This is a genomic window from Paenibacillus sp. FSL R7-0313, from assembly GCF_037969885.1.
Classification (GTDB): Bacteria; Bacillota; Bacilli; order Paenibacillales; family Paenibacillaceae; genus Paenibacillus.
This window is the reverse complement of the sequence record NZ_CP150219.1, coordinates 3,403,942-3,428,440: the sequence shown is the minus strand read 5'-3', so window position 1 is coordinate 3,428,440 and position 24,499 is coordinate 3,403,942. Positions and strand designations below refer to the sequence as shown.

24 protein-coding genes and 1 tRNA gene are annotated in these 24,499 nt (G+C 43.3%); 5 read left to right on the top strand and 20 right to left on the bottom strand.

The features are described 5' to 3' along the window. Positions 1-26: 26 nt before the first annotated feature. From NSQ38_RS15010 to NSQ38_RS14985, 6 genes are all read right to left on the bottom strand, one after another. The gene (locus tag NSQ38_RS15010) at positions 27-596 is read right to left on the bottom strand and encodes a DUF3221 domain-containing protein (RefSeq protein WP_339790302.1); all 570 of its coding nucleotides are present in this window, start codon (positions 594-596) and stop codon (positions 27-29) included. A gap of 125 nt (positions 597-721) precedes the next feature. Beyond that, entirely contained in the window at positions 722-1,051 is a 330-nt protein-coding gene (locus NSQ38_RS15005) for a hypothetical protein (protein WP_339790299.1), read from the bottom strand. 236 nt (positions 1,052-1,287) lie between these two features. Continuing rightward, positions 1,288-3,003 carry an ABC transporter ATP-binding protein gene (locus tag NSQ38_RS15000; protein WP_249912174.1) on the bottom strand — a complete coding sequence of 572 codons (1,716 nt, stop codon included), beginning with the start codon at positions 3,001-3,003 and terminating at the stop codon, positions 1,288-1,290. 44 nt (positions 3,004-3,047) lie between these two features. Next, complete coding sequence (locus tag NSQ38_RS14995) at positions 3,048-4,079, bottom strand: iron ABC transporter permease (protein WP_074095819.1); 1,032 nt, start codon at positions 4,077-4,079, stop codon at positions 3,048-3,050. 2 nt (positions 4,080-4,081) lie between these two features. Next, positions 4,082-5,137, bottom strand: coding sequence for an iron ABC transporter permease (locus NSQ38_RS14990; protein ID WP_036614761.1), 1,056 nt, complete (start codon positions 5,135-5,137; stop codon positions 4,082-4,084). Positions 5,138-5,409: 272 nt separating this feature from the next. Continuing rightward, positions 5,410-6,147, bottom strand: a complete 738-nt coding sequence (locus NSQ38_RS14985) for a glycerophosphodiester phosphodiesterase (protein WP_339790296.1) — start codon at positions 6,145-6,147, stop codon at positions 5,410-5,412. A gap of 229 nt (positions 6,148-6,376) precedes the next feature. Here NSQ38_RS14985 and NSQ38_RS14980 point away from each other — a divergent pair, with 229 nt between their 5' ends. Beyond that, positions 6,377-6,643 (top strand): hypothetical protein, encoded by a 267-nt coding sequence (locus NSQ38_RS14980; RefSeq protein WP_036614763.1) that lies wholly within the window; start codon positions 6,377-6,379, stop codon positions 6,641-6,643. A 217-nt stretch (positions 6,644-6,860) separates the two neighbouring features. Here NSQ38_RS14980 and NSQ38_RS14975 read toward each other — a convergent pair whose 3' ends face one another. From NSQ38_RS14975 to NSQ38_RS14955, 5 genes are all read right to left on the bottom strand, one after another. Then, the gene (locus NSQ38_RS14975; RefSeq protein WP_255319930.1) at positions 6,861-6,989 is read right to left on the bottom strand and encodes a hypothetical protein; all 129 of its coding nucleotides are present in this window, start codon (positions 6,987-6,989) and stop codon (positions 6,861-6,863) included. 120 nt (positions 6,990-7,109) lie between these two features. After that, positions 7,110-7,694, bottom strand: coding sequence for a TIGR00730 family Rossman fold protein (locus NSQ38_RS14970; RefSeq protein ID WP_017687370.1), 585 nt, complete (start codon positions 7,692-7,694; stop codon positions 7,110-7,112). 463 nt (positions 7,695-8,157) lie between these two features. Further along, on the bottom strand, positions 8,158-8,577 hold the full coding sequence (locus NSQ38_RS14965; protein WP_017687369.1) for a hypothetical protein: 420 nt from the start codon (positions 8,575-8,577) through the stop codon (positions 8,158-8,160). A 19-nt stretch (positions 8,578-8,596) separates the two neighbouring features. Beyond that, positions 8,597-9,265, bottom strand: a complete 669-nt coding sequence (gene ung, locus NSQ38_RS14960; RefSeq protein ID WP_339790293.1) for a uracil-DNA glycosylase — start codon at positions 9,263-9,265, stop codon at positions 8,597-8,599. A 241-nt stretch (positions 9,266-9,506) separates the two neighbouring features. After that, entirely contained in the window at positions 9,507-10,727 is a 1,221-nt protein-coding gene (locus NSQ38_RS14955; RefSeq protein WP_339790290.1) for a MalY/PatB family protein, read from the bottom strand. 250 nt (positions 10,728-10,977) lie between these two features. Here NSQ38_RS14955 and NSQ38_RS14950 point away from each other — a divergent pair, with 250 nt between their 5' ends. Next, positions 10,978-11,685 carry a helix-turn-helix transcriptional regulator gene (locus tag NSQ38_RS14950; protein ID WP_017687366.1) on the top strand — a complete coding sequence of 236 codons (708 nt, stop codon included), beginning with the start codon at positions 10,978-10,980 and terminating at the stop codon, positions 11,683-11,685. A 147-nt stretch (positions 11,686-11,832) separates the two neighbouring features. Here the strand turns inward: NSQ38_RS14950 and NSQ38_RS14945 are convergent, their stop codons facing one another. From NSQ38_RS14945 to NSQ38_RS14925, 5 genes are all read right to left on the bottom strand, one after another. Further along, positions 11,833-14,754, bottom strand: a complete 2,922-nt coding sequence (locus NSQ38_RS14945; RefSeq protein ID WP_339790287.1) for an insulinase family protein — start codon at positions 14,752-14,754, stop codon at positions 11,833-11,835. 684 nt (positions 14,755-15,438) lie between these two features. Then, entirely contained in the window at positions 15,439-17,682 is a 2,244-nt protein-coding gene (locus NSQ38_RS14940; protein ID WP_339790284.1) for a hypothetical protein, read from the bottom strand. Between the two features lie 263 nt (positions 17,683-17,945). After that, positions 17,946-18,173 carry a hypothetical protein gene (locus NSQ38_RS14935; protein WP_339790281.1) on the bottom strand — a complete coding sequence of 76 codons (228 nt, stop codon included), beginning with the start codon at positions 18,171-18,173 and terminating at the stop codon, positions 17,946-17,948. 576 nt (positions 18,174-18,749) lie between these two features. Further along, positions 18,750-18,835 (bottom strand) — tRNA-Leu (locus NSQ38_RS14930). 237 nt (positions 18,836-19,072) lie between these two features. After that, the gene (locus tag NSQ38_RS14925) at positions 19,073-19,522 is read right to left on the bottom strand and encodes a hypothetical protein (RefSeq protein ID WP_339790278.1); all 450 of its coding nucleotides are present in this window, start codon (positions 19,520-19,522) and stop codon (positions 19,073-19,075) included. A gap of 207 nt (positions 19,523-19,729) precedes the next feature. Here NSQ38_RS14925 and NSQ38_RS14920 point away from each other — a divergent pair, with 207 nt between their 5' ends. Next, positions 19,730-19,954, top strand: a complete 225-nt coding sequence (locus tag NSQ38_RS14920; RefSeq protein WP_017687353.1) for a hypothetical protein — start codon at positions 19,730-19,732, stop codon at positions 19,952-19,954. A gap of 193 nt (positions 19,955-20,147) precedes the next feature. On the opposite strand, the gene NSQ38_RS14915 is transcribed toward NSQ38_RS14920, so the two are convergent. Both NSQ38_RS14915 and NSQ38_RS14910 read right to left on the bottom strand, forming a co-directional pair. Beyond that, positions 20,148-20,630, bottom strand: a complete 483-nt coding sequence (locus NSQ38_RS14915) for a NucA/NucB deoxyribonuclease domain-containing protein (RefSeq protein ID WP_339790275.1) — start codon at positions 20,628-20,630, stop codon at positions 20,148-20,150. Positions 20,631-20,740: 110 nt separating this feature from the next. After that, a complete protein-coding gene (locus tag NSQ38_RS14910) occupies positions 20,741-21,889 on the bottom strand; it encodes an ATP-binding protein (protein WP_176872551.1) in 1,149 nt (382 codons plus the stop codon). A gap of 313 nt (positions 21,890-22,202) precedes the next feature. On the opposite strand from NSQ38_RS14910, the gene NSQ38_RS14905 reads away from it, so the two are divergent. Continuing rightward, entirely contained in the window at positions 22,203-22,391 is a 189-nt protein-coding gene (locus tag NSQ38_RS14905; RefSeq protein ID WP_051447369.1) for a DUF6199 family natural product biosynthesis protein, read from the top strand. A gap of 140 nt (positions 22,392-22,531) precedes the next feature. Next, a complete protein-coding gene (locus NSQ38_RS14900) occupies positions 22,532-23,755 on the top strand; it encodes an MFS transporter (protein ID WP_339790272.1) in 1,224 nt (407 codons plus the stop codon). A gap of 40 nt (positions 23,756-23,795) precedes the next feature. Here NSQ38_RS14900 and NSQ38_RS14895 read toward each other — a convergent pair whose 3' ends face one another. Next, positions 23,796-24,125: a DUF1904 family protein gene (locus tag NSQ38_RS14895; RefSeq protein WP_091028528.1), complete on the bottom strand. Its 330-nt coding sequence runs from the start codon at positions 24,123-24,125 to the stop codon at positions 23,796-23,798. Between the two features lie 158 nt (positions 24,126-24,283). Beyond that, a complete protein-coding gene (locus NSQ38_RS14890; RefSeq protein WP_082219140.1) occupies positions 24,284-24,397 on the bottom strand; it encodes a YjcZ family sporulation protein in 114 nt (37 codons plus the stop codon). Positions 24,398-24,499 lie beyond the last annotated feature (102 nt).

Here is a 24,499-nt window from a genome sequence, read left to right as displayed (position 1 = left end):
ATGTGCAAAATCATACCCCACCTGTGTTACTCGACTGCCGCTACATCGTCTACTTTGATATCAATCTCATCTTGATTCTCCGTCGTTGACATCGCATCTCTCATGCGAATCGTCCACGTTCCTGCATCATGATCAAATTGTACATCTTCAATGACTGGAACACGGATGTTCTCTGCACCAGGTGAAAGAAGTCCGCTACGAATCGCATCCGCATCCGTCATGTGCGCACCGTCTGGAGTATTTGGACAAGATACCGCTATCTTTTCTGCTCTGGCCTGCCCAGGATAGGGTTGATTTTCCGGGCCTCCATCCGTCCAGACTTCAACATAGGAGCCGATCTGCGGATCAGGCGCATTGGAGAACCATTTTGCCGGATAATACCGATTTCCTCCTCCGTTCGCACTGAAATCCTCATATGCAGGATCAACCACAAGAATGGAATTGTCTTTGCGTTCAACCACATAACCAGTGAATCCATCTTCACTTGGTGCATTGGCTTGAGCCTGCACAGAGTTGCAATCGATATGTCCTGAACATCCCGTAAGGCATACGATTAGGATTGAGAGCAATATGAGGACTCGACGAAGATTGGACATATGTACATCCCCCTTTAGTAACACCTCTTTCTAAATTTAACGTTCCATATCAGTTTATTGTTACAAATACAGCTGTTAGCTCACCCTTAACTTCCTGACGGACCAGCACCGTTCAACCCAAATAATCACTTCTTTAAATCCCTTTTGTACACGTACCTTCCCCATACCACCAACGCCGCACACAACAAGATTACACAATAAGCCCATACAAAAAACATGGCAAGCCCCAAACCGATGTTGGCATCCAGGCGCTTATCAAAGATCTCTGTGTATAGCGAAAAACCGAGTGGCACGGCGCCAACAATGAAAAGTCCAATGGACCATCCACCCCAGCGTCGGAAACCGGACCCAACACGAGTACTGGAAAGTTTGCGAATTCCTTGAGTCAGAAGCCACCAAATCAGAATAAATAATAGACAGGTTATAAGAATCTTTAGCATATCGTTCAACTGCATATCGTGTACCTCCTACATCTTGCAAGATGATGAACATATCCTACACGTTAAGCGTTCTCTTTACTATATTACCCGTATCCATATCCATGAACATGATCACAGGCAGATAACAACGTCGCACCTCAGACTCACACCTTAATCATCAAAAAGAAAAACGCCACCGTCCTGACCCCTTCCAAGTCAAGAACGATAGCGTTACTTCTCGTATTTACATTGTTACATCCACATCGAACAAGTTACGCGCCAAACTGCGCATAGTGAAGGCGGCTGTACACCCCACCTGCTGCGAGTAATTCTTCATGACGTCCCTGCTCCGTAATGCCTTGTTCGGCAACGACAATAATGCGGTCTGCATTTTTGATCGTAGCCAATCGGTGAGCGATAACCAGTGTGGTTCGGCCCTCGGACAATTCCGCAAGGGATTGCTGAATTGCCGCTTCCGTTTCTGTATCCAGAGCGGATGTGGCTTCGTCCAGGATCAGAATTGGCGGGTTTTTCAGGAACATACGGGCAATGGACAAGCGCTGTTTCTGTCCACCGGACAGCTTCACGCCGCGTTCACCAATTAACGTATCCAATCCTTCCGGCATGGATTGAATCAAAGGTTCCATCTGTGCACGTCTGGCAGCCATCCAGATTTCTTCTTCGGATGCATCCAGCTTGCCGTAGGCAATATTCTCGCGAATGGTTCCATCGAAGAGGAATACATCCTGTTGTACAATACCGATCTGGCTGCGCAAGGAGTCCAGCGTCATATCCTGTATCTCCTGCCCATCAATCGTGATGCGACCTTCCAACACATCATAGAATCGTGGCAGCAGACTGCAAAGCGTTGTTTTTCCTGCCCCCGATGGACCGACAAGGGCTACCGTTTCCCCTGCATGTACATTTAGATCAATACCTTTGAGCACAGGCTCCTGATCCGAATAACCAAAGGTCACTTGCTCATAACGAATATCTCCACGCAAATGGGATACCGATACGGCCCCTGGACGATCTTCCACATCCGGTTCCATATCAAGCAACTCCGTATAACGTTTGAAGCCTGCAATCCCTTTGGGATACGTCTCAATAACCGAGTTGATCTTCTGGATCGGTGTCAGGAACACATTGGACAACATAATAAATGCAATGAACTGACCGTAGGTCATACTGCCATTAATGACAAACCATGTTCCGCATACCAGGACAAAGAGGGATACCAGCTTCATCAGCATATAACTGACAGAGGAGTTCCAGGCCATGATTTTGTATGCAATCAGTTTGGTCTGACGGAAACGACCGTTGTTCACAGCGAATTGTGCTTTCTCATGCTCTTCATTAGCAAAAGCCTGAACAACACGGATACCTGTGATATTGTTCTCAACGCGAGCATTGAAGTCCGCAATATCTCCGAACATTCGGCTGAATGCCTTGGACATTTTGCTACCAAAGTAGAGCGAGAGATAAATAATCAGCGGCACGATGATAAAGGTTAACACCGCCAGATTTCCGTTAATGCTCATCATGATGCTGAATGCACCAATCAGTGTCATCACCGCAATAAATACATCCTCTGGACCATGATGGGCAATCTCACCGATATCCATCAGGTCGTTAGTCATGCGGGACACGAGATGTCCTGTTTTTGTATTATCGAAGAAACGGAACGATAACTTCTGCACATGATTAAACAGACTTTTACGCATATCCGTCTCAATGTTAATCCCCAGCTTGTGTCCCCAATAGGTAACCACGAAGTTCAGGAATGAATTCAGGAAATAGATGCCGAGCAATGCCAGACACGCCCATAGAATCCAGTCCCAGCGGCCGCCTGGCAGCAGATCATCGACTACCCGGTTGACCGCCAGTGGAAAAGCCAGTTCCAGCAGCGCAACCAGAATCGCACAGCTGAAGTCAAGAATAAAGAGTTTTTTGTAAGGCCTGTAGTAGGCAAAGAAACGGCGAAGCATGGACTGAAGTCCTCCTTATGCAATCACACAATAATGATTACGTTCTATTTCGTCTTGCTTAAGAGATACAGGAAGTATGGCGCACCAATAATGGCAACCAGGATCCCCGCAGGAATCTCCGAAGGCTGCAGGATGACACGACCCAGCGTATCTGCAACCAGTACGAGCAATGAACCAATCAAGGCAGATGCAGGTAACAGGAATTGATGTTTTGGCCCCACCAGACGACGCGCCAAATGCGGTCCGATCAGACCAACAAAACCGATCCCCCCACTCACAGATACACATGAACCGGCAAGCCCTACCGCAGCCGCAAGCAAAATCAGTCGCTCACGCTCAACCGGAGTCCCGAGTCCGCTCGCAGTCTGGTCACCCAGATTCAGTACGTTTAGTACACGCGCCTTGTACAGAACAAGCGGTACAAGAATGATTAGAAACGGAAGCAATGCCGTTACAAATTTCCAGTTCGAACCCCAGATGCTACCTGCCATCCAGGTAGCCACAAATTGATACTTTTCCGGACTAAGCCGTAATGTAAGCACGATCATGGCAGAACTGATTCCCGCCGCTACCCCGATCCCCGTAAGCAACATACGCGTAGGCAGGATGCCCTCTCCTTTTTTGTAAGAGAGAATGTAGATCAGAAATGCAGCAAAACCTGAACCGATCAGAGCCAGAATTGGCAAAAGAAATACCGGCGCTGCTGTCGTTGTCGGGAAAAAGGAAACAAATAACATGACGACCAGACCAGCACCTGCATTAATCCCGAGGATCCCTGGATCTGCCAGCGCATTCCGAGATACCCCCTGCAAAATACAACCAGATAACGCTAGTCCTGCTCCGACCAGCACCGAAATCACAATACGTGGCAGACGGAATTCAAACAGGATCAATTCCTGTTTCGCCGTGCCTCCACCAAACAGGGTTCGCATCACCTCAAGCGGCGAAAGCTTGGTAAAACCTGTGTTCATGCTCACCACAAAAGCCGTAATAATTAATAGGGCAAGCACAATGAGGACAATCGTACTCTTGGTTCTCTTCTTGCGCTCTGCTCCAACTATTGTTGAGGATTCCATCGTTACAGAGTCCTCCTTTCTTTACGCGCCAGATACAGGAAGAATGGTACCCCGATGAGGGCAACCAATGCGCCAATTGGCGTCTCGTACGGCGGGTTAATCATACGTGCAGCCAGATCCGCAAATACGAGCAGCAAACTGCCCATCACAGCGGAACATGGAATAATCCAGCGATAATCGACCCCAACCAGCTTCCGCGTAAGATGGGGAATGATGAGTCCGACAAAACCGACCGCACCCACCACGGACACAGCGGTACCCGCGAGAATCAGTACAACAATCAGGCCTATGAGCTTGATCAGCCCCGTACGTTGCCCCAAGCCTACCGCAATATCTTCTCCGAGACTAAGCAGAGTAATGGAACGGGAGATGAGAAGACCTGCGATCAGTGCCGCGAGTACCCAGGGGAACATGACCTCAAGTTGAGACCACTTCGTTCCGGCTACACCACCGGCCGTCCAGAAAGCCAGATCTTGTCCAATTCTGAAGTACAATGCAATCCCTTCACTGAGTGCCGACAACATAGCTGATACAGCCGCACCTGCAAGTACAAGGCGTAGTGGTGTTAGACCCGATTTGGAAGCTGCACCAAAACCATACACCAACAGGACCCCAAGCCCTGCCCCAAGGAAGGAATACATGATGATATACATAAATGGCAATCCAGGGAAGAAAGCAAAACAAACTGCAAGTGCAAATCCAGCTCCCGCATTTAACCCGAGCAGACCTGAATCGGCCAGTGGGTTACGAGTCATGCCCTGCATGATCGCCCCAGCTACAGCGAAACATGCACCTACCATTGCTCCTCCAAGAATACGTGGTAACCGAATCTCCCATATGATCTGATGTGGAGTCAGCTCAGGATTGAAATCAAAGATGGCCTTCCAGACCACACTAAGCTTAATATCAGCAGCGCCAAATGAAATGGACAACGCCATACCCAGAGCGAGTAACAAAACTCCACCTGTAAGAATAAGTGTGGCTGCCCACGGACGAGTGTGTATCTTCGCTGTGGGTGAATCCGGATTATGTTTTTCTGGTGAAGCTTGTGAACTCATACGCGCCCACCCTCGTTATGAGTGGAGATGCTCAAACCTATGTACATAACAATCACCTCTCTATAAATACCGAACTTTAATGATATTGATTCTCATTCCCATAGACCATTGTAAGTGAATCCACGGGCTCTGGCAATGGACAAATAGGACATGTTTATTGCATATATGAAGATTTGCACACAATTTCACACGTAAAAAGGCTGCGCAGGAGCCAAAAAGCTCGAACACAGCCTTATCATTGCATATGTAGAACATGTAAAATACAGACTCATTTAACGAGCATGTACCGTAAGTAAGGATGCCAGGACATCCGGAACATCAGTAATGATCCCTTGCACACCCATGTCAATCATGGCCTGCATCTCAGCAGGATTATTCACCGTAAATGGATAGGTAACAACGCCATGTGCCAGTGCAGCAGCAACATCCTCTTGTGTGACCGCCAGCTTGTAGGGATGAAGGCCGGTAGCTTCGAGTTTGGCGGCATAATCATAGGGTCGATATAACTTTTCCATATATAGAAGTGCTGTACGAATCTCCGGGGCAAGACGTTTACATCTCACAAGCGAAGCATGATTGAAGCTCGACAGCACAACCTGTTGCTCCAGATTCCAGTCCCGGATCGCCTGTATGACCTTCTCTTCCATCCCCTTATAACTCACAATACCATTTTTCAATTCCAGATTAAGCAGTGTTCCTTTCCCCTGTACCAGCTTGAATAACTCCTCCAGAGAAGGAATACGTTCCCCGGTAAAATCAGCATGGAACCAGGACCCGACATCCTGCGTGCGCAATTGATCGTAAGCCGTATCTTTAACCCAACCTTCTGCGCCGCCAGTTCGGCTTAACGTCTCATCATGAATCAGTACCAGTCTGCCATCACTCGTCATCTGCACATCGGTCTCAATGCCTGTCGCTCCAAGCTCCAGACTCCGTTCAAAAGCGCTCATCGTATTCTCCGGGCATACGGCAGATGCACCGCGATGGGCAATAATCTCTACATTCCTCATTCAGCGCCTCCTGTGTTCAAGCTTCACTCTATGATCCTTACTATAAACACCGTTTGTTAGACCTGTATTAACAGAGCGTATAATGGGTTGCCTGCTTCGCTAATACTAGCGACCAGGTTGAACATCAACGGGCTGGGGATTCACTCATTTTTGCGAACTCAATCTGAAAATCGACATAACATAGTATGAACGATGGAAGCACTGAACTCCGTTACAAGGAGGTTGACTATTGAATCCCTCAAAGAAAAAATCGATACCTACGCGTCCTCACACATCCCAGTTACAGTCGGCTTCCAGGCTTTCCAGATCATCTGTCCATATCAAAAACAAATCCGGCAAGACGGCTAATCAGCGTTCTCTTAACTCCAGTTCACCCAACACACTGGATCAGCTGGCTATTGTTGCAGCAATACTCTCCTTAATTGCAGCCGCCATCGGGCTATATATCGCCTGGAAATCGTTAAGTAATCCGGATCAAACTGCTGTTGTGGTTTAAGCTGCTTGTTACGCAGCTAATGGCTCAGGAGGCTTTCTCCTGCTTCTGACCTTATTCAGGGGCAGGTTTTTGCTTTTTCAATTATTTACGTATGCTGGAAACGTCAAAAAACCGTTCCCCTGAAACGCCGGCATATACCGACGTCTCTTTGGAAAGGTCATTTTTTATTCGGGCGCTGCCTCTGCAGCGTGATCCCCGTCCCGGGATACTGACCGAATTACAGAATGAATGTGCGAGAGATAATAACCAACAGAATGAACAATACCAGAATTGCACCTGTCGATGTCCATGCTCCACCACCGAAGCCTCCGCAATATCCGTAACCTGTACCTTTGAGTTCGCTCATCAGTGACACTCCCCTCTTCATCGAAGTACACTATAGACTATGTCCGATAGCGCAACTTGCTTGGGCAGATCAAAAATTCTCCCGAGGAACGAGTAGGTTCAGGCCCATATTCTTATGCACTCATTTCCCGTTGAGTTGTGACCACTTCTGAGTCAGCTCTGCAGGAATATAGGATGACATTTGTTTGATCAGTTCAGCCGGATCAGCTTCCAGACTCCACAGACTGAGATGGGAGGTGTTGGAGAATCCTTCCTGTACGCTATGTTCTACCATCTTCATTAATGGTCCATAATATCCGTTGACATTTAATAAGCCGACAGGCTTACGATGAATACCGATCTGTGCCCAGCACAGGACTTCGAATAGTTCTTCAAATGTACCCATACCTCCGGGAAGTGCAATGAATCCATCGGATAATTCCGCCATCGTAGCCTTCCGTTCATGCATGGTTCCCACTTCAATCAGTTGTGTGAGCCCCCCGTGAACAACCTCGCCCCGGAACAATCCGGTAGGCATAACCCCAATTACTTCTCCACCTTGCTCAAGAGCAGCATCGGCTACTGCACCCATCAAGCCCATGCAAGAACCACCATAGACCAGTGCATAACCACTATCAGCAATCTGTTTGCCCAGTTGAACAGCCTTCTCTGTATAATCGGGGTGATTTCCCGGATTGGAGCCTGCAAAAACAGCTATACGTTTCATTGGGTTTCACTCCTTCTCATGATCTTTTTAGATTGAACTAAAGAATATTTACACTTGCCACTTCGATGACAGAACAACCTTCCGATCGCTGTTATCCCCAGATTTTTTAATTCAATTTTACAAAGGTGAAAATCTTGGGATAGCGTATGCTTCCGATGTAGCTTTCAGAAAGCTTTTAGGCGAACGCTCCGCTTCTTCAGGTTATTTCTGCCCTCTACGTTCTCGTGTAAATGTTTAGTTCAATTTATCTATTTTAATAATATATATCATGAATGTTATGGGTATGTACAACGTACAACAGGTTAACAGAACCAATGGGCAAAAAAAACCCGACCGTTTGCAGCCGGTCGGGCTCCCATTTCAATACACATCAATTTAGAAGGGGTTGTTATTACCTAATATACAGACCAAACATTAAATCCATATGATCTTTGCATGAAATGAATATTAAATCTTCGTATAACTAACGTATCCCACGGCGTGAACGTACGACAAACATATGCTTGTCTTTACGAAGAACCCGACCATCTGCAAGTTCAACCTGATCCTCGTCATGACGCAGAATCGTCGTGGATAATGCTACAATTTTGGCCCGGCGCCAGATCATCACCTGTGACTTGAAATAGATCGCATTTTCGAACTGAATCGCCTTTTTCATCACATATCCAACCTTGTGCACTTCAGAACGTGCTTTCTTTAAGGGAAGACTCTCTTCGGGAAGAGGTCTTATCATTGCGATATTGTCAAACGACACCTTAATCCGTTTCGGTCCGATCCGTACACATTCCGCTTCTTCATCCCACTCGACCAGCGTTCCCTTTAATGGCTCCCGTATGCCTGTTGCACGATATACCGCTACTTTTCGTCCTATCCAATGTCGCAATGCTCTCACCTCCATCTGTCTAGTTTTCAGGTATCTTCCAATCGATCGGTTCAATACCTTTGGAGGTCAAGAAGTCATTGGCTTTGGAAAAGGGACGACTGCCGAGGAATCCACGATGTGCAGCCAGCGGACTGGGATGTGTAGACTCCAGTACCAGGTGCTTGTCCCTGTTAATAAATGCACCTTTCTTCTGGGCATGACTGCCCCACAGCATATATACCATCGGCTCTGAACGTTCATTCAACGCACGAATGACTGCATCCGTAAACGTCTGCCAGCCCAGTGCCTGATGCGAGTTCGGCTGACCTTCACGGACCGTCAGGACAGCATTTAATAGCAGGACTCCCTGCTGTGCCCAATGGACCAAAGATCCATGATTCGGAATCGGTAGATCCAGATCGGCCTGAAGTTCCTTATATATATTTTTCAGAGAAGGAGGCACACGTACCCCTGGTCTAACCGAAAAGCTTAATCCATGAGCCTGACCCGCTCCGTGATAAGGGTCCTGACCAATAATAACAGCCTTAACCTGATGATACGGAGTCAGCTTTAGTGCAGAGAATAGGTCTTCTTTCGGAGGAAAGACCCTCTGCGTTTTGTACTCGGCGGCGAGAGTGTAACGAATCTTGTTAAAATAGTCGGCTTCCGTCTCTTCCTGAAGCACCTTGTCCCAATCGTTTCCAAACATATGTATAGGCTCCTTTCCCCTGATGAATGCAGTTTCGTGCAGCCCAACTACTGGGCTTTTCCTTCTGAGAGCCACATGTCATGCAACTCATAGACTATCCACCATTTTAACATAACCGGGGACAGCAGACCAGAATTGCGCATCAGGGTATAAGTTCACCTCGAAATAAACCTTGTTCTTGCTACATTCAGTATACTCATCCGAAAAAGCCACCTCGCTATTGCGTGATGACTTGATGACTTTATACTTGAACGGGCACCTCTTCGACTTCTTTCACAAGCACACTGCTGATTCTTCGTAACCCTTCCTGAAGGACAGAACGGGGACAAGCCAGATTCAACCGAATACACCCCTCACCATTGGCTACAAACATATGACCATCTTCCAGCAACACACCCGCTTGCTCAGCGAAGAATAAAGGTAAACTTACATTATGGGGAGCATATGCCGAGATATCAATCCAAGCCAGATACGTGGCTTCTGGAATGTGAAAGACAGCCCGTGGCAGATGCTGCTTCACATACTGTTCTACGCAGGCGAAATTGGCGTCTAGATAGCCTTTTAATTGTTTCAGCCACTCATCTCCCGTTTCGTAAGCCGCTTGCGTGGCAGCAATGCTCAGTGGGTTTTTGAAACCATAATGGCGTGCCTGCCAGATGTCTCGAAGTGCCTTATTCGGAATGATGACATTGGAGAACATCAGACCAGCCATGTTAAATGTTTTGCTCGGAGACATGCATGTAATGATTCGATCCGTATCCGGGAACAGCTTTGCGAGTGGCGTGTGTCTTTTGCCAGTCCGCAGCAGATCACAGTGAATTTCATCCGAAATAATCCATACATTGTTCCTAAGACAGATCTCACCCACACGCTGTAACTCTTCTGTTGTCCAGACGCGTCCAGACGGATTATGGGGGTTGCAGAAAATACATACCCTTACCTTCTCATCCTTGGCCTTGGCTTCAAAATCCTCAAAATCAATCGAGTAATGCCCATGCTCATTGATCATATTCGAACACACCAGTTCAAGATTGTTATGCTCTGCAGCTGACTTGAAGAAACCATAAGACGGGGTCACGATCAGTACTTTCTCATCCGATTGACAGATATATTCCACCAGTTCATACAAAGCGGGGATGATTCCGTTGGAGGTCTCCAAATGCTCCTTCGGGAAGGACCAATCATAGTGTCTCTTCATCCAATTCGAGACAGCTTCATAGTATGCCGGATCAAATACCTGAGAGTAACCCATGATTCTACGGTCCAGACGCTCCTTAACTGCATCCAGAATCTCGGGAGGTGTGGCGAACTCCATATCTGCAATCCACATGCGAATGAATTCTTCATCTTTGAATGGAAAAGTCATGTCCTCTGTGGCGTTAAAAATATATTGACGGAAACCATCCGTATTCATGGCATTTGTTCCTGTGCGGTCTATAATCTCATCAAAGTTATATTTCATAGCTTCTGCTCCTCTATCTGCTTTACTTTTTCATTGTCGTTTCATGTCGTATTAACTCTATTATTCCATGACGTAGAAATTGCATCAAATGTAATACAATCTATTCTGACGAAACAAATGAAGTTTATTGTTTCTCCAAAATAGGTATTTCGATGAAAAAGTGATATATTTCTCATACAACATCATTTTTACGAATGACTTTCATCATTTTCACGTACTCTCAAGAAACATTGCATAAGGAGAACCGGTTATGAACAATATCAATCAGGAAGTTGGCAAGAAAATACGAAACTTTCGGAAGTGGCGGGGACTGACCATTCAACAGCTTGCGGATCAGATCTTCAAAAGCAAAGGCACCCTGTCCAAATATGAGAGCGGAGATATTACACTTGATCTGGTCACGTTACATCATATTGCTAACGCGCTCAACATTCAGGTGGAGCAACTCTTGTACCAAGAGCCAAGACATGCTTCTCCCCTGATGAATGCGGTCCCGTCCAGCTTTTTCAAGAACTCCACACGTTTCTATTCCTACTTCTATGATGGGCGGAACAACAGTCTCATTCGTTGTGTCATTGACATGATGGCTCAGTCGGATGCCAACCGTTATCGCACTGTGATGTATATGAATGTGAAGGATTTTGAAAACTACCAGGAGTGCGAGAATATGTATTGGGGCCACACCGAGCATTATGATACACTTACCACGCTGATTTTAAAAAATCAGGCCACACCGCTGGAGAACCTATATATTAATATTTTGGCGTCTTTTCAGGAATCGGAAAAAAAGTGGGGACTCATGGCTGGTGTCTCCTTCAGACCTTTCATGCCTATCGCGCTCAAAATGTTATTCTCCAGAACCCCGCTGCCCGAGAATCAGGAGTTATATAATGAATTAAAAATCTCAAAGGAAGATCTTCGGACCCTGAAAATATACAACATGCTCGCTGTCACCTGAACAATGCAGCGTGTCACACATTCTCATATGGGATGGAGACAGTCCCTCCCCATTAGAAAAGGCACTTCTATAAGCTGTTGAAGCCAGCTCATAAAAGTGCCTTTTGCTTTGACGCTTATTGGATCGTGGAATAAACGAGACTAACGCTTAGTTTTTAATTAAATCCAGCGTTTCGTCAAACATTTGTTTCTGTTCCTCAATCTTGTTCTCATTACCGATCACGCAGCGCTGTTGCTGTTTAAGTACGGCCGATAAAAGCTCAGCAAAACCGATAATGTCGCTTTCCTTCGTGCTTAACACTTCGTCACGTTCCTGTTGCAGATCCGCTTCAGTCACATTCGACAGATAACACTCCAGAGAGAATGCACCTTCACCATAAGGTGTTCTCGGCGTATCAAGATCCTGGATCGCACCAATGATATAACGCGTCATTTCCCGCTCGTCTGCCCGGAAATCGGTCAAATATTGCGGTATCTCTTCATATACTTTGTACGTTTTATCGAGGTTCGGATCACGATACGATGCAACGTAGCTGTCTCCGTTCCGTCTGAAGCCTGACATACAGCCATAGGCTCCACCTTTGGCGCGGATATTGGTCCATAAGTAATCCAAGGACAGGATTCCCTGCAAGACCCGTAGTGAACCGGTGTATTGATATCCTTTGTCGATATAATTGCCCGTTTGCACCACGTACTGCACTTCTGACGGGGAACGGAATCCTTCCTTATGAGTAGCAGGTAGGAACGTAAACTCTTCCTTGGCAACATCATGTGTGAACAGCTTCGCTTTCAGATCGGATACCTGTTGCTCCAGTCCTTCATATCCCTGCTCATCCGCAGTGTAACTAACAAGCAAGTTCTCCGGTCTGAAAATATACCCCGTCAACTCTTGCAGACTGGAAGATAACTCTTCTTTTCTAGCCTCAAAATTCGCCTGAAGATCCTCTAACCACTGGTAAAAGGCGATACCACTTACAGCTTCTCTGAAATCCGCGACCGCTGAATGTTTGGACGAAGACCGGCCAATTCCCGCAGAGTGTCCGCTATTGATCAGATTACGTTGCAGGTTGCCTTTCATCTGGGAGATGATCTCATACAATCGCTTCGAATTATCGAATCGGGATGTGAACACAATTTCTTTGATCATATCAAAGGCAAATCCAAGCTTGTCATATAACACTTTTGCGTTGAACTCATAGGTAGCCTTGAATTCATTGTGTTTATGCGCGTTGGCATAAGATCCTATCCCGCTATGAATACCGCCTGAATGGATGTGGATTTCATTGGACAATTCATTAAACGAGTAGTTTTGAGTGTCCACGTAACCCAGCACATTCTTGAGCAACCCTGAATATGGCAGGAGATGACGTGGCACTTCTTTGATATCAAACAGCAGTCTCAGATAACCAATTCCGTTCGTGTAGAGGTTATGATGGAGAATGGTTGTGCCGTCGACCTGGTTCACCGTTTGATGCAACGTAGAGGCCTTCGGTTCAATATCTTCAATCGATAACGTTGGAATGACCTGCTGCTGTTCTTTGGTTGAAGGTGTATTCTGATACTCGGCGAGTGCCTCCGTTTTCTGAATCAACGTCTGAACTTCTTCCTCACTAAGACCAGCCTGAATAGTTTTCAGACGTTCTTTCAACGCTTCCTCCTTGCGTGAGTTCAGCCCTTTATCCGGTGTCAGGGCCACAAAAGAAGTATGTGTGTTCTGCAAAATATATTTCTCAATCAGTTGCTCGAAGTAACCTTCGTTCATTTTTGTCCGCAGTTCAGCAAATACGTCATTGGCTTCCAAATGAGTGAAAGGTGCTTCTTCATCGTACAACCAGCTTTGCAGGGAGGAGAATCCGTAGATCAGACCCTTCGGCATTCTGCCATAGTCCGCTTCTCTATGATTGAACTCATATGAGTTAATGCCTGCAAGCAGTGCCTTAGGATCAAAGCCTTCTTTTACCACGCGCTCAAGCACTTCTTTGACCGTTCCCAGGAAATCCTCTTTGCTCGCCAGATTGCTCTTCTTTAGTCCCACAGTGAATACAGGTTGATACAGGCTGTCATCATACGAACCGTAGACATCCTTCGCAATTCCTTTATCCAGCAACGCCTGCTTCAATACCGCTCCTGGAGCGTTCAGCAGTGCGTATAACAAAATTTGGAACGAAATGTTCAGTTCCTTGTCCAGACTTGTGCCGATCACCGCGTTATAGGTCAAGAAGCTGTTATCCACTTCCGATTCCGTACTTCCGGCAGAGTATGTCTTAACTGTGTCTACCCGTTCTGCAAAGGCAGGTTGAAGTTGAATGGCCGAATCAATATCGATGCGATCATATGCACTCAGGTAGTTCTCATCCAGCCATTGCAGCTTCTCTTCCATATCCATATCCCCGTAGAGATAGATGTAACTGTTGGAAGGATGGTAGTATCTCGTGTGGAAATCCAGCAGCCCCTGATACGTTAGATCCAGAATAGCTTCCGGGAATCCACCAGACTCGGAGGAGTATGTGGTATCCGGGAAAAGGGAGTTCAGTACTTCTCTACGCACCATTCGTTCCGGTGAAGAAAAGGCACCCTTCATCTCGTTATATACAACTCCGTTGTAAGTTAACTCATCATCTGCAGAGGTCAGGTTGTAGTTCCAGCCCTCTTGTAGAAATATCTTTTCATTCTCATAAATATTTGTATTTAATACCGCATCCAGGTAAATATCCATCAGGTTATGGAAGTCATGATCATTACGACTCGCGATCGGATAGATCGTCTTATCGGGATACGTCATGGCGTTAAGGAATGTATTCAATGAACCTTTCAGCAACTCAACAAAAGAATCCTTGGCCGGAAATTTCTTGGACCCACAGAGCACGGAGTGTTCGAGAATATGGGCTACCCCTGTATCATCTTCCGGAGGTGTGCGGAAACCGATACTGAATACTTTGTTGTCATCCTGATTGGACAAAAGTACAATTTTGGCCCCGGATTTCTGGTGTTCAAGCAGATACGCATCCGATTTCAGTTCTTCAATTCTGCGCTCCTGTAACACCTTGTATGGCTTAAGCTGTTTCAACATAAACTTGAGTCCTCCGTCCATAAGATTGTTTTATTGGTTTTGTGACTCTACATAAGTTCAAATATGGTTATTTACACAGGCACTCCGATGACAGAACAACCTTCCGATCGCTGTTATCCCCAGATTTTTTTGATTCCCTATTAAACGGGAAAATCCGGGGATAAAGGCGCCCGCTTCGCTTCTTCAGGTTATTTCTGTCCTCTCCGTTATCGTGTAAATGTGTAGTTGAACTTATATCGTTCAGCAAGGTAAAGGTAATATATGCCTATGGATAGTATACACCATTGTTCCGTCTCTTCATAAAAGTCAGATAAATGTACCTTCTGATATGTATTATGCAGTGTTTATGTTTATGAACTGCATGGTGAAGTGATCAGCTATGATATCACATTCATATTAAAGAACACAAAAAAAAGCTCGCATGCAGCTTGGTTAACAAGCGTCATGCGAGCTTTCTTTTTAAGATGCCGAGGACCGGGATCGAACCGGTACGGTAGTCACCTACCGCAGGATTTTAAGTCCTGTGCGTCTACATTGTAGGACACTCGGTCAAAAATTCTTTAACCATATGGGTTATAGACTCTTCTTTATGTTCCAAGTACGCTACTTTCAGGAAGTATATGGCAATGCAGAAGAAATATACTTCTGCTTCTTTTTTTGTGTAAATGTAACCATACCAGATTACTAAACAAATGGGGAAAACTGGGGAAATACAAAACTTTCCTCAGGATTACTGTTCGACAATATCGATTGGAAGTTTTCCAAAAAATATGACACATACTCAGGATATTTTTTTGACTCAGAATACCTATTTAATCTATAACACTGATTAATAGGGTTGAGTAAATTTTCAAAATATTTATTTAGCTCATTTTTTTTGTGCAATCTATCAATCTTGGCTTTTAGAGAACTTATAACCAATGAGTCTTTTGATAAAACTGCACGATACTCATATTCGTCAAAAACAAGAATAATAAAATCAATAATATGATCTTCGATCCAAGTGGACTCACCAAATGTTTTTATGTACTTTTTTTCCAGGAAATAATTTTTCACATCAGATACGTCTTTTAATAAATATAGAATAATATTTCTGAATCTATATTTATAATTTAACAAGAAGTCCTTTTCGATAAACTGAATGAATAAATTTTTGAATTTTTCCATAAATATTTCGTGATGATAGTAAAAGAACTGATTCTCAAGTAGATATAACTTTGAAGAGACATATCCTAAGTACGGTTTAATTAATATCTCTAGATACCGGTCACAAGTTTGCACATTCTTAAAATAGTCATCATTCAAGGAGCATTCTGATAATATAAATTTAAGTTTGATAAATTTAACGTAGCTCAAATAATTAAACTTGTCAATTTCTGCAACCAAGTCACTCGTAAGGTTATTTTTTATATTTTTCAAAATCCAATAAATCAAATCAGCCTTAACTCTATGCCCAATATTGGTTGATTCTACAATCTCACCTATTTCAGATAGTGAGTTATCATTTTCAAATATACTAGGACTATTTCGGGTCAATTCTTTAAAAAATAATATTTCTTCTTGCATTTCTATTTCATATCCAGACCCTGTATGTAAAATTTTGTAACATATAAAAGAATAAAGATATTTGGTATTAAGCAACGAAAATATAAACTTTAAAAATTCTTTATTTTTGTTGTTATTTTCTAAGGTATGATTATATGAATATTTAAATATTTCTTTTTGGTATTTATCAATGCCATTGTAATAAACAAACTTCATATTTTGTATTTCATCTTTATTAAAGTTCTCAATATTTTTGTGAATAGAGTCCATCATTGAACATATAACTTGATTTAAAGAAATCTTGTCATTAAAAGAGTTATTACTTGTATTATCAATATTATTGAAATATTGAGTTTTATTTAAAATTCTCATAAATTCACTAATTTCGTCACTTGATTCAATTTGTGCTGCTAAATCATAAAAAGGTCTAAGTACGTCTTTAACCCATTTTAAGCTTTGGTTAAATCTTTCTTCGTTTTCAATACAAGATCTTTTAAATGTATTAATAATATTAACTTCATTATCTAGAAGCTTAAGTTTTTCGATAACGGTTAAATGATTTAAATTTCTCCATTTATTATTCATAAATCTCACAAAATATCCAATACGTTTATCCATTCTTTTTGAATTATATCGACATTTGCTTATATCCTTAGTAAGGATTGAAAGTACTTTTTCAAAAATAGCTTTTGTGAAATCAAAAAGTTGATCTGAATCTACTAATTTTGCTTTATATTTAAAATATTCCCAAAATGAATCTCTCTTAATATAATAAATCGATTTCCTAAAAAATTCCACTTTGATTTTATATTTGATTCTATAATCATAATTTAGACTTATATCAAAAATTATGAACATCATGCTTATTGATTGAATTAGTAAAAATCCAAAAAGAATAATTAAATAACATACGCAAAATTGCCATAAATTATGTAAGTATACCTCAAATTGAAAATAAAATTTCAGTTGTATTGCGATCTTTTCAACTAAAACACCCATTATAGGAAGAATAACAAGTATAATAATTATTAACTTAGTCAAAAAACTATTTGTCACTAAGTATACACGTCTTTTAAAAAATGAAAAAGCTAATTTATTGACACCCCAAAATTCATTCTTGCTATTATTAACAATAGTAAGGATGAATTGCAAAAAAGCAAAAAATATCCCGTACAAGGTAAGTATATAAATAGTTAAAGTTATCTGATCTAATAATTCCATGTTATCTAAAATACTCAAGCTGAATCTTCTAGATAAATAAATAAAACTCGCTATAACTGTTAATATAATTCCATTAAATAAAACACTTCTAATATGTCTTTTAAACGCTGTTCTTAAAAAAAACGATATTTCCCACACCAAAGAAGCGATAATATTTTTCATGTTTTTACGTTCCCCTTAAAAGATTCATTATGTAACTCTGTGATCATCATAGATATTTAACATCTCTATAGTCTCTTTGAATGATTGTCCTTCGCTTAAAGAGTCTTATTTCAGGAACTTGAAATCTGCAAAAGTTTTCTACACTCCTGCTTTGAGCACCTAACTTCCCCTCAGAATGCAAAAAAACCGCCGGCCAATTTTATCATGATCGTTGATCGTGGGAATTTTCTGATCAATGCGTATTCAAGGATACGTTTTCTTGTTTATAAAGCATAAAATTTGTAATATGTATCTAATATCTCCCCTTGCTTGCCTAATACATTTATGTTCTCAACCGGAATCAAAATACAATGACGCAGAGGAGTCATTTTCCCTACTGTGAACATTTTAAAATCCCCAAATTCATCAACACAGAATATACCATCGGTATATATCTCATCAAAAAGACAAAAAAGATATTCTAATGTTATCTCATCCTCCACAGTATTCATAAACCATCCAAAATTAAATGAAAATATGAATTCACACCAGAAATATATCACATTCCCATATTATTTCCTATATTATTTTTAATTTGTCGATGAACAAAATTCTAGTCAGTTAGGAAATATCAATTCACTTGATTCACAATAGACAGAGGCAACCACACTCCTGTCTTTTTCATATCCAATTAAATCATAGAAGGTCCAAGCACTTGAAAGGCAGCTTATGCAAACGCAATAAATACTGGTACATCATTGTTGAACCTAAGGACGAGTACGGGAAACGGAGAAGAAATCAGATACAGAGAAATCTCGAGAAGCACTTACGAAGATGGTCCACAACAGTTCCGTTCACCCACAACGAAAACTCAAATTTACCTGTCATAAAGAAGTCATTAGAGCAGAACTCCTGCGACTGATAATGGAGCGTGACAGAATCCTTGAATTAAAGGAATAAGATAGAATCGTTCACCGTGAAGCCGGTTCAAGCATCATTCCGAGCGTACAAAAAAAGTACGTTTGCAAACCATCTTAAAAAGAAACAAGGGTTCCAACTCTAACGAGTTGAAACCCTTGTTCTACTGATGCCGAGGACCGGGATCGAACCGGTACGGTAGTCACCTACCGCAGGATTTTAAGTCCTGTGCGTCTGCCAATTCCGCCACCCCGGCAGGATTATGTATTTCTTGGCGACAAGAAATATCATACCATGAACTAATTAACTTTGCAACACTTTTTATAAAAAATAATAAAAAAAATGAAACAGGCACTGTAAGCGTCAGCTCACAGTGCCTAGAAAGTCCGAGTTGCGGTCCCGGACTTCCGGTAAACCAATCTATATTAAGGGAGGTGTGAGATAAGAATACCTCCCCAACATTAAAGAAACCTAAAATCAGCCTTAAATTAAACTAAAAAAGTAAAATAGGTCGAACACGAGCCGCTTCTTCCTCACTGCACTCCACGATAACCAAGATATGGTCCTTTAACAGCCAATCTTCGTAATACCGCGCATCCTCCTCCGAGATCCCCGCTTCAGTCAGTGTAAGCACCAAATCATCGGTCTCACTCCCTATCTCATTACCAGCGAGCCTACGCACTGCATTTCCGATCGACATCGTCTGATCCATTCGCTTCCCCAGACCAGCCAATATGCCTTTCAGAGCGCCAAAGGCACCATCTGTTCCGGCACCCTTCAAAGGTTTGGGCAGCCCCGTCTTTTCGCTCACCAGCTCCAGATTGATCTGTTCCTTCGCCACCGCCCCCAAATATTTATCCTTGATGCCTTCCTCTTTCACCTGATTCAGCATCAATACAGCCTCGTTTTCGGTACGGGCCAGCCCAATAATCAATTGTGTCATTCCGTTCCCCTCCTTTTACCCTAATATAACCCCGTAATCCCCATTCAAAAACGGATCGTCCACAGCTAAGACAAATCACCTAGAAGAATGTTGATTTCTCTTCTGGAAATCTATACCTAGTTCTGATAGACTAGATAAAGAAGACAAATTAACCATTGAAAACATTGACATATGGATTTAACATCTCATAATCAGGAGCAATGACTTATGAAAAAAGAGGTAGAAATTGCCATCCGGCGCAAACAACAGATCATGGTTCGTAATACAAGCGGTCAGACGGTAACTGGATTTCCCGAGCGTACCGCTGATACATCCATTCTTTCCTTACGTACGGTTCACGGCAGTCTGTGGATACCGTTTGATGAGGTTGAACATGTTACGCGTCTGTTAAGCATCCGGTCTCATCATTTAAGCGGAATGCAACTCGTATAGTCGGATCTGTAATCCTAGAAACTCAGTTCCCGTATAGATACGTTAACTGGATCTATTTATGCCAGCACATCATACCAAAAAACCAGACGCATGCACGTCTGGTTTTTCTCTTCTACTTATGCTGTACCACGCTGCCACTAGCCTCACAACAAAGGCCTTACTACTCTTGTTTCTGTCCACCCATATCCTGTTGTTACTTCACTACAAACTTCACTCGTGTTCCATCCGGATATGTAGTTAACTGATTCCCTACCCATGAACCCGCACCACGATTATCCTTCGGGGTAATGTACTGGATATCTGCACCTGTTCCTCCCTCAGCACACATCGCCATGGGCCACTCGTCACGATCCTTACCTTTTTTGACCGGAACACCCTTAAGTGATAAATCCCGATTGCCTTCGGCTCCATTACGATCAATGGTGCATACATCCGAATGCCCTGCCTTGATAGCAGCTTTAATATGTTTGGCTGTTTCGGGATAACGCTCTGAAGGGAACGTAATGGTATGGTCTACACTCTTAGTAGTCCCTGCGAATGGATTAGGTATCTCCTCCGGCCATTCGCCCCCAGCCCAGGCATAGAGGGCTACCAGCAGCATCGCTACCAGCGTCAGAACCTGCTTTTTGAAACCTTGCTTACCTTTGTGTTTTCTTCTTGTGCGTCTCTTACTCATGCTGTGTCTCCCCCATTCAACACTTGCATTATAACAGAACGCCCGTTCGTAAAACAATCCAAAAAAATAAAAAAAAACAGCCGAGACCGCCCGGCTGTCCTGATTGATTATTATCCTACATTGGGAATGGCCTGTTGGCGCAGCAAGGGCAGTGTCACCTCAAACTGTGTGCCTTTCCCTTCTTTACTCTCCACCGAAATCTGACCATTCATCAGTTCCAGCAGTTCTTTGCAGATGGTCAGACCAAGACCACTTCCGCCAAATCGGCGCGCATGGGAGATGTCGGTCTGGGTAAATGCATCAAACAATTGTTCGATCTGATGCTGAGGAATGCCAATTCCCGTATCACGCACAGAGAATACCAATACAACGGTATCCATCAGTTGTTGCCTCACATCCACCTGTAACTGCACTTCACCTTGTTCCGTGAACTTGATCGCATTACTCAGCAAATTATCCAGTACCTGCCGAAGTCTTAACGGATCACCGATAAGCACATCAGGAACATTCAGATCAGCATGACAGAGCAAACGTATTTGTTTATTCTGTGCCGCAGGTTCATGTGTCTTCACAATCTGTTGAATCAGCTTCAATGGTTGAAACTCAATGTTTTCAACATCCATTTTGCCTCTGCCCAGTTTCGCCATATCCAGGCTATTGTTAATGATGTTCAGCAGCGCCTCACCTGATTGACGTGCAAGCTCCAGATATTCTTTCTGCTCATCCGTAGTTTCACCCATACTGGCAAGTTCGATCATGCCCATAATGCCGTTAAGCGGGGTACGAAGCTCGTGATTCAACTTGCCGATGAATTCCAATTGCCCTCTGCTGTTCATCTCAGCCATGGAAGTTGCAAACTTCAACTGCTGTTCAGCATACTTCCGTTCTGAAATATCGTATTGAATGCCTACAAAATATAAACACTCTCCGGATTCATTAAAAATCGGATCAATATTCAGTTCGTTCCAGAACTTCTGACCACTTTTTGTATAATTTAAAATATCAATCTTAATGGATTGTTGTTTCTTTAATGCATCACGAATCTGCATTACCGTTTCGGGGTCTGTATCCTGCCCTTGCAAAAATCGGCAATTGTGTCCGACAGACTCTTCATACGTGTATCCTGTCAGTTGGGTAAAGTGTTCGTTTACATACATGAGCGGAAGCTCAGGCAAGGTAGCATCGACCACCGTCACGGAGGATTTCACTTTCGAGATGATAAATTCCCATTGTAATGAGAGTTGATTATGTTGGCTCATGCCTTCCTCCTTCATCTCACACACATTAATGTTTATATATTCTGTAATCGTACATTATAAGGAGAGAAAACTAACCAAACGGAATGTGTTGATATTAAATCAATATATTTTAATTGTAACACAGTTATTCAAGTCATGTGGTTCTTGGGTAATAGTTGATAACTAACATTACACAATAACCTAACTACTCATCAGGAGGAACATACATGAAATTTCTGTTAATTATTATCATTATCATTTTGATTGTAGTCTTTTTTACCAGACGCAAACGTTAAGATGAGATCCGTTATGTAAGTGAGAAAGGAAGATGGGTATGAGAACCCTCTTTTTTATATTCATGGTACTCTGTATCATCAATCTCTGTTTCCCAAAATTCGGCTGGTATCTGCGTTATGGCTGGATTTCCCGGGGTGAAGCCGAACCCAGCAGGCCTTATATGACTATGGTCAGAACGACCAGCCTGCTGATGTTGCTTATCGCCTTCACACTCGCTATGGCATGAACTATAGGCATTAGAAGATGACTGCCCTGTTGGGCAGTTTTTTTGTGGTGAAATGACGGGAAAATGATAACTTTGTTTGTGGTGCAATGATGACAATGCCCGTAATATAGATATATCGTTTCGGAAAGGACATCATTGGCATGAACATCGCATTTTATCCGTACTGGGCCGCCAAAACGCTGCTCTCGCTTATTAATGTCATATATATCATGGTCATTACTACGTATATATACGGTCTCACTGGATCTGTACTCTCTGCTGCAATGTTTCCACTTATTCAAATCATTGCACGCAAGATAGCAGATCTCACTTTGCCATTACTTGTGAACCGTTTCCCATTCTCCAGACTATTGATCAGCATTTCCATAGCCAAAACATTAATCATGACCTGTATAGCCATCTCGTTGAATCACTTGACTTCACAACTGCCGCTTCTATTGCTCGGAGTGGTCCTACTATCCTTCTTGGACGGATGGGAAACTCCGTTACTGAAGACTTTAACGCCACGATTGGTTCAAGGTGAAGACCTTATAAAAGCAAATAGCCTACTATCTTTCTCCAATCAGACTGTAACCATTGTCGGTTACGCCATGACGGGATTCGCCGTGATGAACTGGGGGGCGTCACAGACCTTCTGGGCAGCTACAAGCCTGTCCTGGGCCGTTCTGATCTTCATGATTGCCATGGGCTCGCTCACACGGAATGTAGAACAACCCCAGAAATCTGCTGTATCGTGGAATGTATTGAGGTTAGGCTGGAGTATACTCTGGAACAATCCATCATTACGACTGCTCACGCTGATGGACATTGCTCAGGCTCTTGCGGGTTCCATCTGGATTGGAGCTGTCACACTGGCCTTTGCAAAAGAAGCTCTGGGACGAGGAGAAGGTTGGTGGGGACTCATGAACTCGAGTTACGCTGCTGGAACCATGCTTGGAGGTATTCTGGCTCTTGCGCTGGCCAAACGTATTCAGAAGCATCTAATCGCAAGTATGACCATGGGTTCTCTCCTCTTCAGCCTGCTGACCGTCGTTTATGGTCTAAACAACCTTCCATGGCTCGCTTTGGTGTTATGCATACTCATGGGTCCAGTTCATCAGATTCGTGATGTGGCTCAGCAGACAGCGCTTCAGAACAGTGTACCTGTCGAATCCTTAACCAAGGTATACGCCACTCATGGCTTCCTGATATCCACGGTTATGAGTGTATCCATAGTCATCTTTGGTCTAGTCGCAGATCAACTGGGCGTTCGGTGGGTATACCTTATCGGCGGAGCCTTGTTTATTGTATCTGCGATATGCTCATTATCGTTGAGCAGGGTTCACAGGAACCAGCCCATTGCTAAACATACGAAAAATATGTAAATCAAAGAGACGAGCAACATTCTGCTCGTCCCTTACAATCTCAATCCAATCGATAATCTGTCAGCGGCCTGCCTTTTTTATAATACAAATTAGGTGACAATATATTGAAGAAAATATGCACATCCGGCATGTATGCTTCTTCCAAAATAGCTTGCACCGACGATGCAATCCGATTATGAATCTCCTGGTCACGTTGAAACATCAGAATCTCTATAGAAGCCGGAGAAGGTGTTAGCGCTTGTACATCATGACGCTCTGCCTTCATTCTCTCCCTTGGAATATGAGTAATTAGGGCCATCTGCTCTGTAATTTGGGGTACAACTTCCTCTAGCTGAGGACCTGTGAATCCTTTAAAGCGAATAAACGGCATTGCTATCCCTTCAATCTCTGTTAATAGTCTCTTATGTGATTTTAAGCACATTGTTTTCAGTTGTCAAATATCATGGATGGCTATGTTGCTGCTTATAAATAGGAAAAGCCCCGCTGAAGTCTCAGCGGAGCCACTGTTTGTACGTTTCTATACGTGACTTACAGCCAGAAAGATTTTGTGATGATCACCAGCAGGATGAAAAGCACAAGAATTGCACTTGTAGAAGTCCATCCGCCACCAGCATTACAACAACCGTATCCAACTTGACTCATTTTGATTGGCCTCCTTTGAATTTCAAGGTATGCCATAACATATGCGTATTCCGCGCAAGTGACCGGGCGAATCGGCAAGTTCATCAGCCCATTCATCAAGGA

What these genes read in the sequence shown, in the direction of transcription:
- NSQ38_RS14935 (WP_339790281.1), bottom strand. Translation starts at nt 18,173, where the DNA reads ATGAATACTGTGGAGGATGAGATAACATTAGAATATCTTTTTTGTCTT.
- NSQ38_RS14945 (WP_339790287.1), bottom strand. Translation starts at nt 14,754, where the DNA reads ATGTTGAAACAGCTTAAGCCATACAAGGTGTTACAGGAGCGCAGAATT.
- NSQ38_RS14995 (WP_074095819.1), bottom strand. Translation starts at nt 4,079, where the DNA reads ATGGAATCCTCAACAATAGTTGGAGCAGAGCGCAAGAAGAGAACCAAG.
- NSQ38_RS14940 (WP_339790284.1), bottom strand. Translation starts at nt 17,682, where the DNA reads ATGAAAAATATTATCGCTTCTTTGGTGTGGGAAATATCGTTTTTTTTA.
- NSQ38_RS15010 (WP_339790302.1), bottom strand. Translation starts at nt 596, where the DNA reads ATGTCCAATCTTCGTCGAGTCCTCATATTGCTCTCAATCCTAATCGTA.
- NSQ38_RS14970 (WP_017687370.1), bottom strand. Translation starts at nt 7,694, where the DNA reads ATGAAACGTATAGCTGTTTTTGCAGGCTCCAATCCGGGAAATCACCCC.
- NSQ38_RS14990 (WP_036614761.1), bottom strand. Translation starts at nt 5,137, where the DNA reads ATGAGTTCACAAGCTTCACCAGAAAAACATAATCCGGATTCACCCACA.
- NSQ38_RS14925 (WP_339790278.1), bottom strand. Translation starts at nt 19,522, where the DNA reads ATGACACAATTGATTATTGGGCTGGCCCGTACCGAAAACGAGGCTGTA.
- NSQ38_RS14920 (WP_017687353.1), top strand. Translation starts at nt 19,730, where the DNA reads ATGAAAAAAGAGGTAGAAATTGCCATCCGGCGCAAACAACAGATCATG.
- NSQ38_RS14985 (WP_339790296.1), bottom strand. Translation starts at nt 6,147, where the DNA reads ATGAGGAATGTAGAGATTATTGCCCATCGCGGTGCATCTGCCGTATGC.
- NSQ38_RS14955 (WP_339790290.1), bottom strand. Translation starts at nt 10,727, where the DNA reads ATGAAATATAACTTTGATGAGATTATAGACCGCACAGGAACAAATGCC.
- NSQ38_RS14975 (WP_255319930.1), bottom strand. Translation starts at nt 6,989, where the DNA reads ATGAGCGAACTCAAAGGTACAGGTTACGGATATTGCGGAGGCTTCGGT.
- NSQ38_RS14905 (WP_051447369.1), top strand. Translation starts at nt 22,203, where the DNA reads ATGAGAACCCTCTTTTTTATATTCATGGTACTCTGTATCATCAATCTC.
- NSQ38_RS14910 (WP_176872551.1), bottom strand. Translation starts at nt 21,889, where the DNA reads ATGAGCCAACATAATCAACTCTCATTACAATGGGAATTTATCATCTCG.
- NSQ38_RS15005 (WP_339790299.1), bottom strand. Translation starts at nt 1,051, where the DNA reads ATGCAGTTGAACGATATGCTAAAGATTCTTATAACCTGTCTATTATTT.
- NSQ38_RS14900 (WP_339790272.1), top strand. Translation starts at nt 22,532, where the DNA reads ATGAACATCGCATTTTATCCGTACTGGGCCGCCAAAACGCTGCTCTCG.
- NSQ38_RS14915 (WP_339790275.1), bottom strand. Translation starts at nt 20,630, where the DNA reads ATGAGTAAGAGACGCACAAGAAGAAAACACAAAGGTAAGCAAGGTTTC.
- ung (WP_339790293.1), bottom strand. Translation starts at nt 9,265, where the DNA reads ATGTTTGGAAACGATTGGGACAAGGTGCTTCAGGAAGAGACGGAAGCC.
- NSQ38_RS14890 (WP_082219140.1), bottom strand. Translation starts at nt 24,397, where the DNA reads ATGAGTCAAGTTGGATACGGTTGTTGTAATGCTGGTGGCGGATGGACT.
- NSQ38_RS15000 (WP_249912174.1), bottom strand. Translation starts at nt 3,003, where the DNA reads ATGCTTCGCCGTTTCTTTGCCTACTACAGGCCTTACAAAAAACTCTTT.
- NSQ38_RS14950 (WP_017687366.1), top strand. Translation starts at nt 10,978, where the DNA reads ATGAACAATATCAATCAGGAAGTTGGCAAGAAAATACGAAACTTTCGG.
- NSQ38_RS14895 (WP_091028528.1), bottom strand. Translation starts at nt 24,125, where the DNA reads ATGCCGTTTATTCGCTTTAAAGGATTCACAGGTCCTCAGCTAGAGGAA.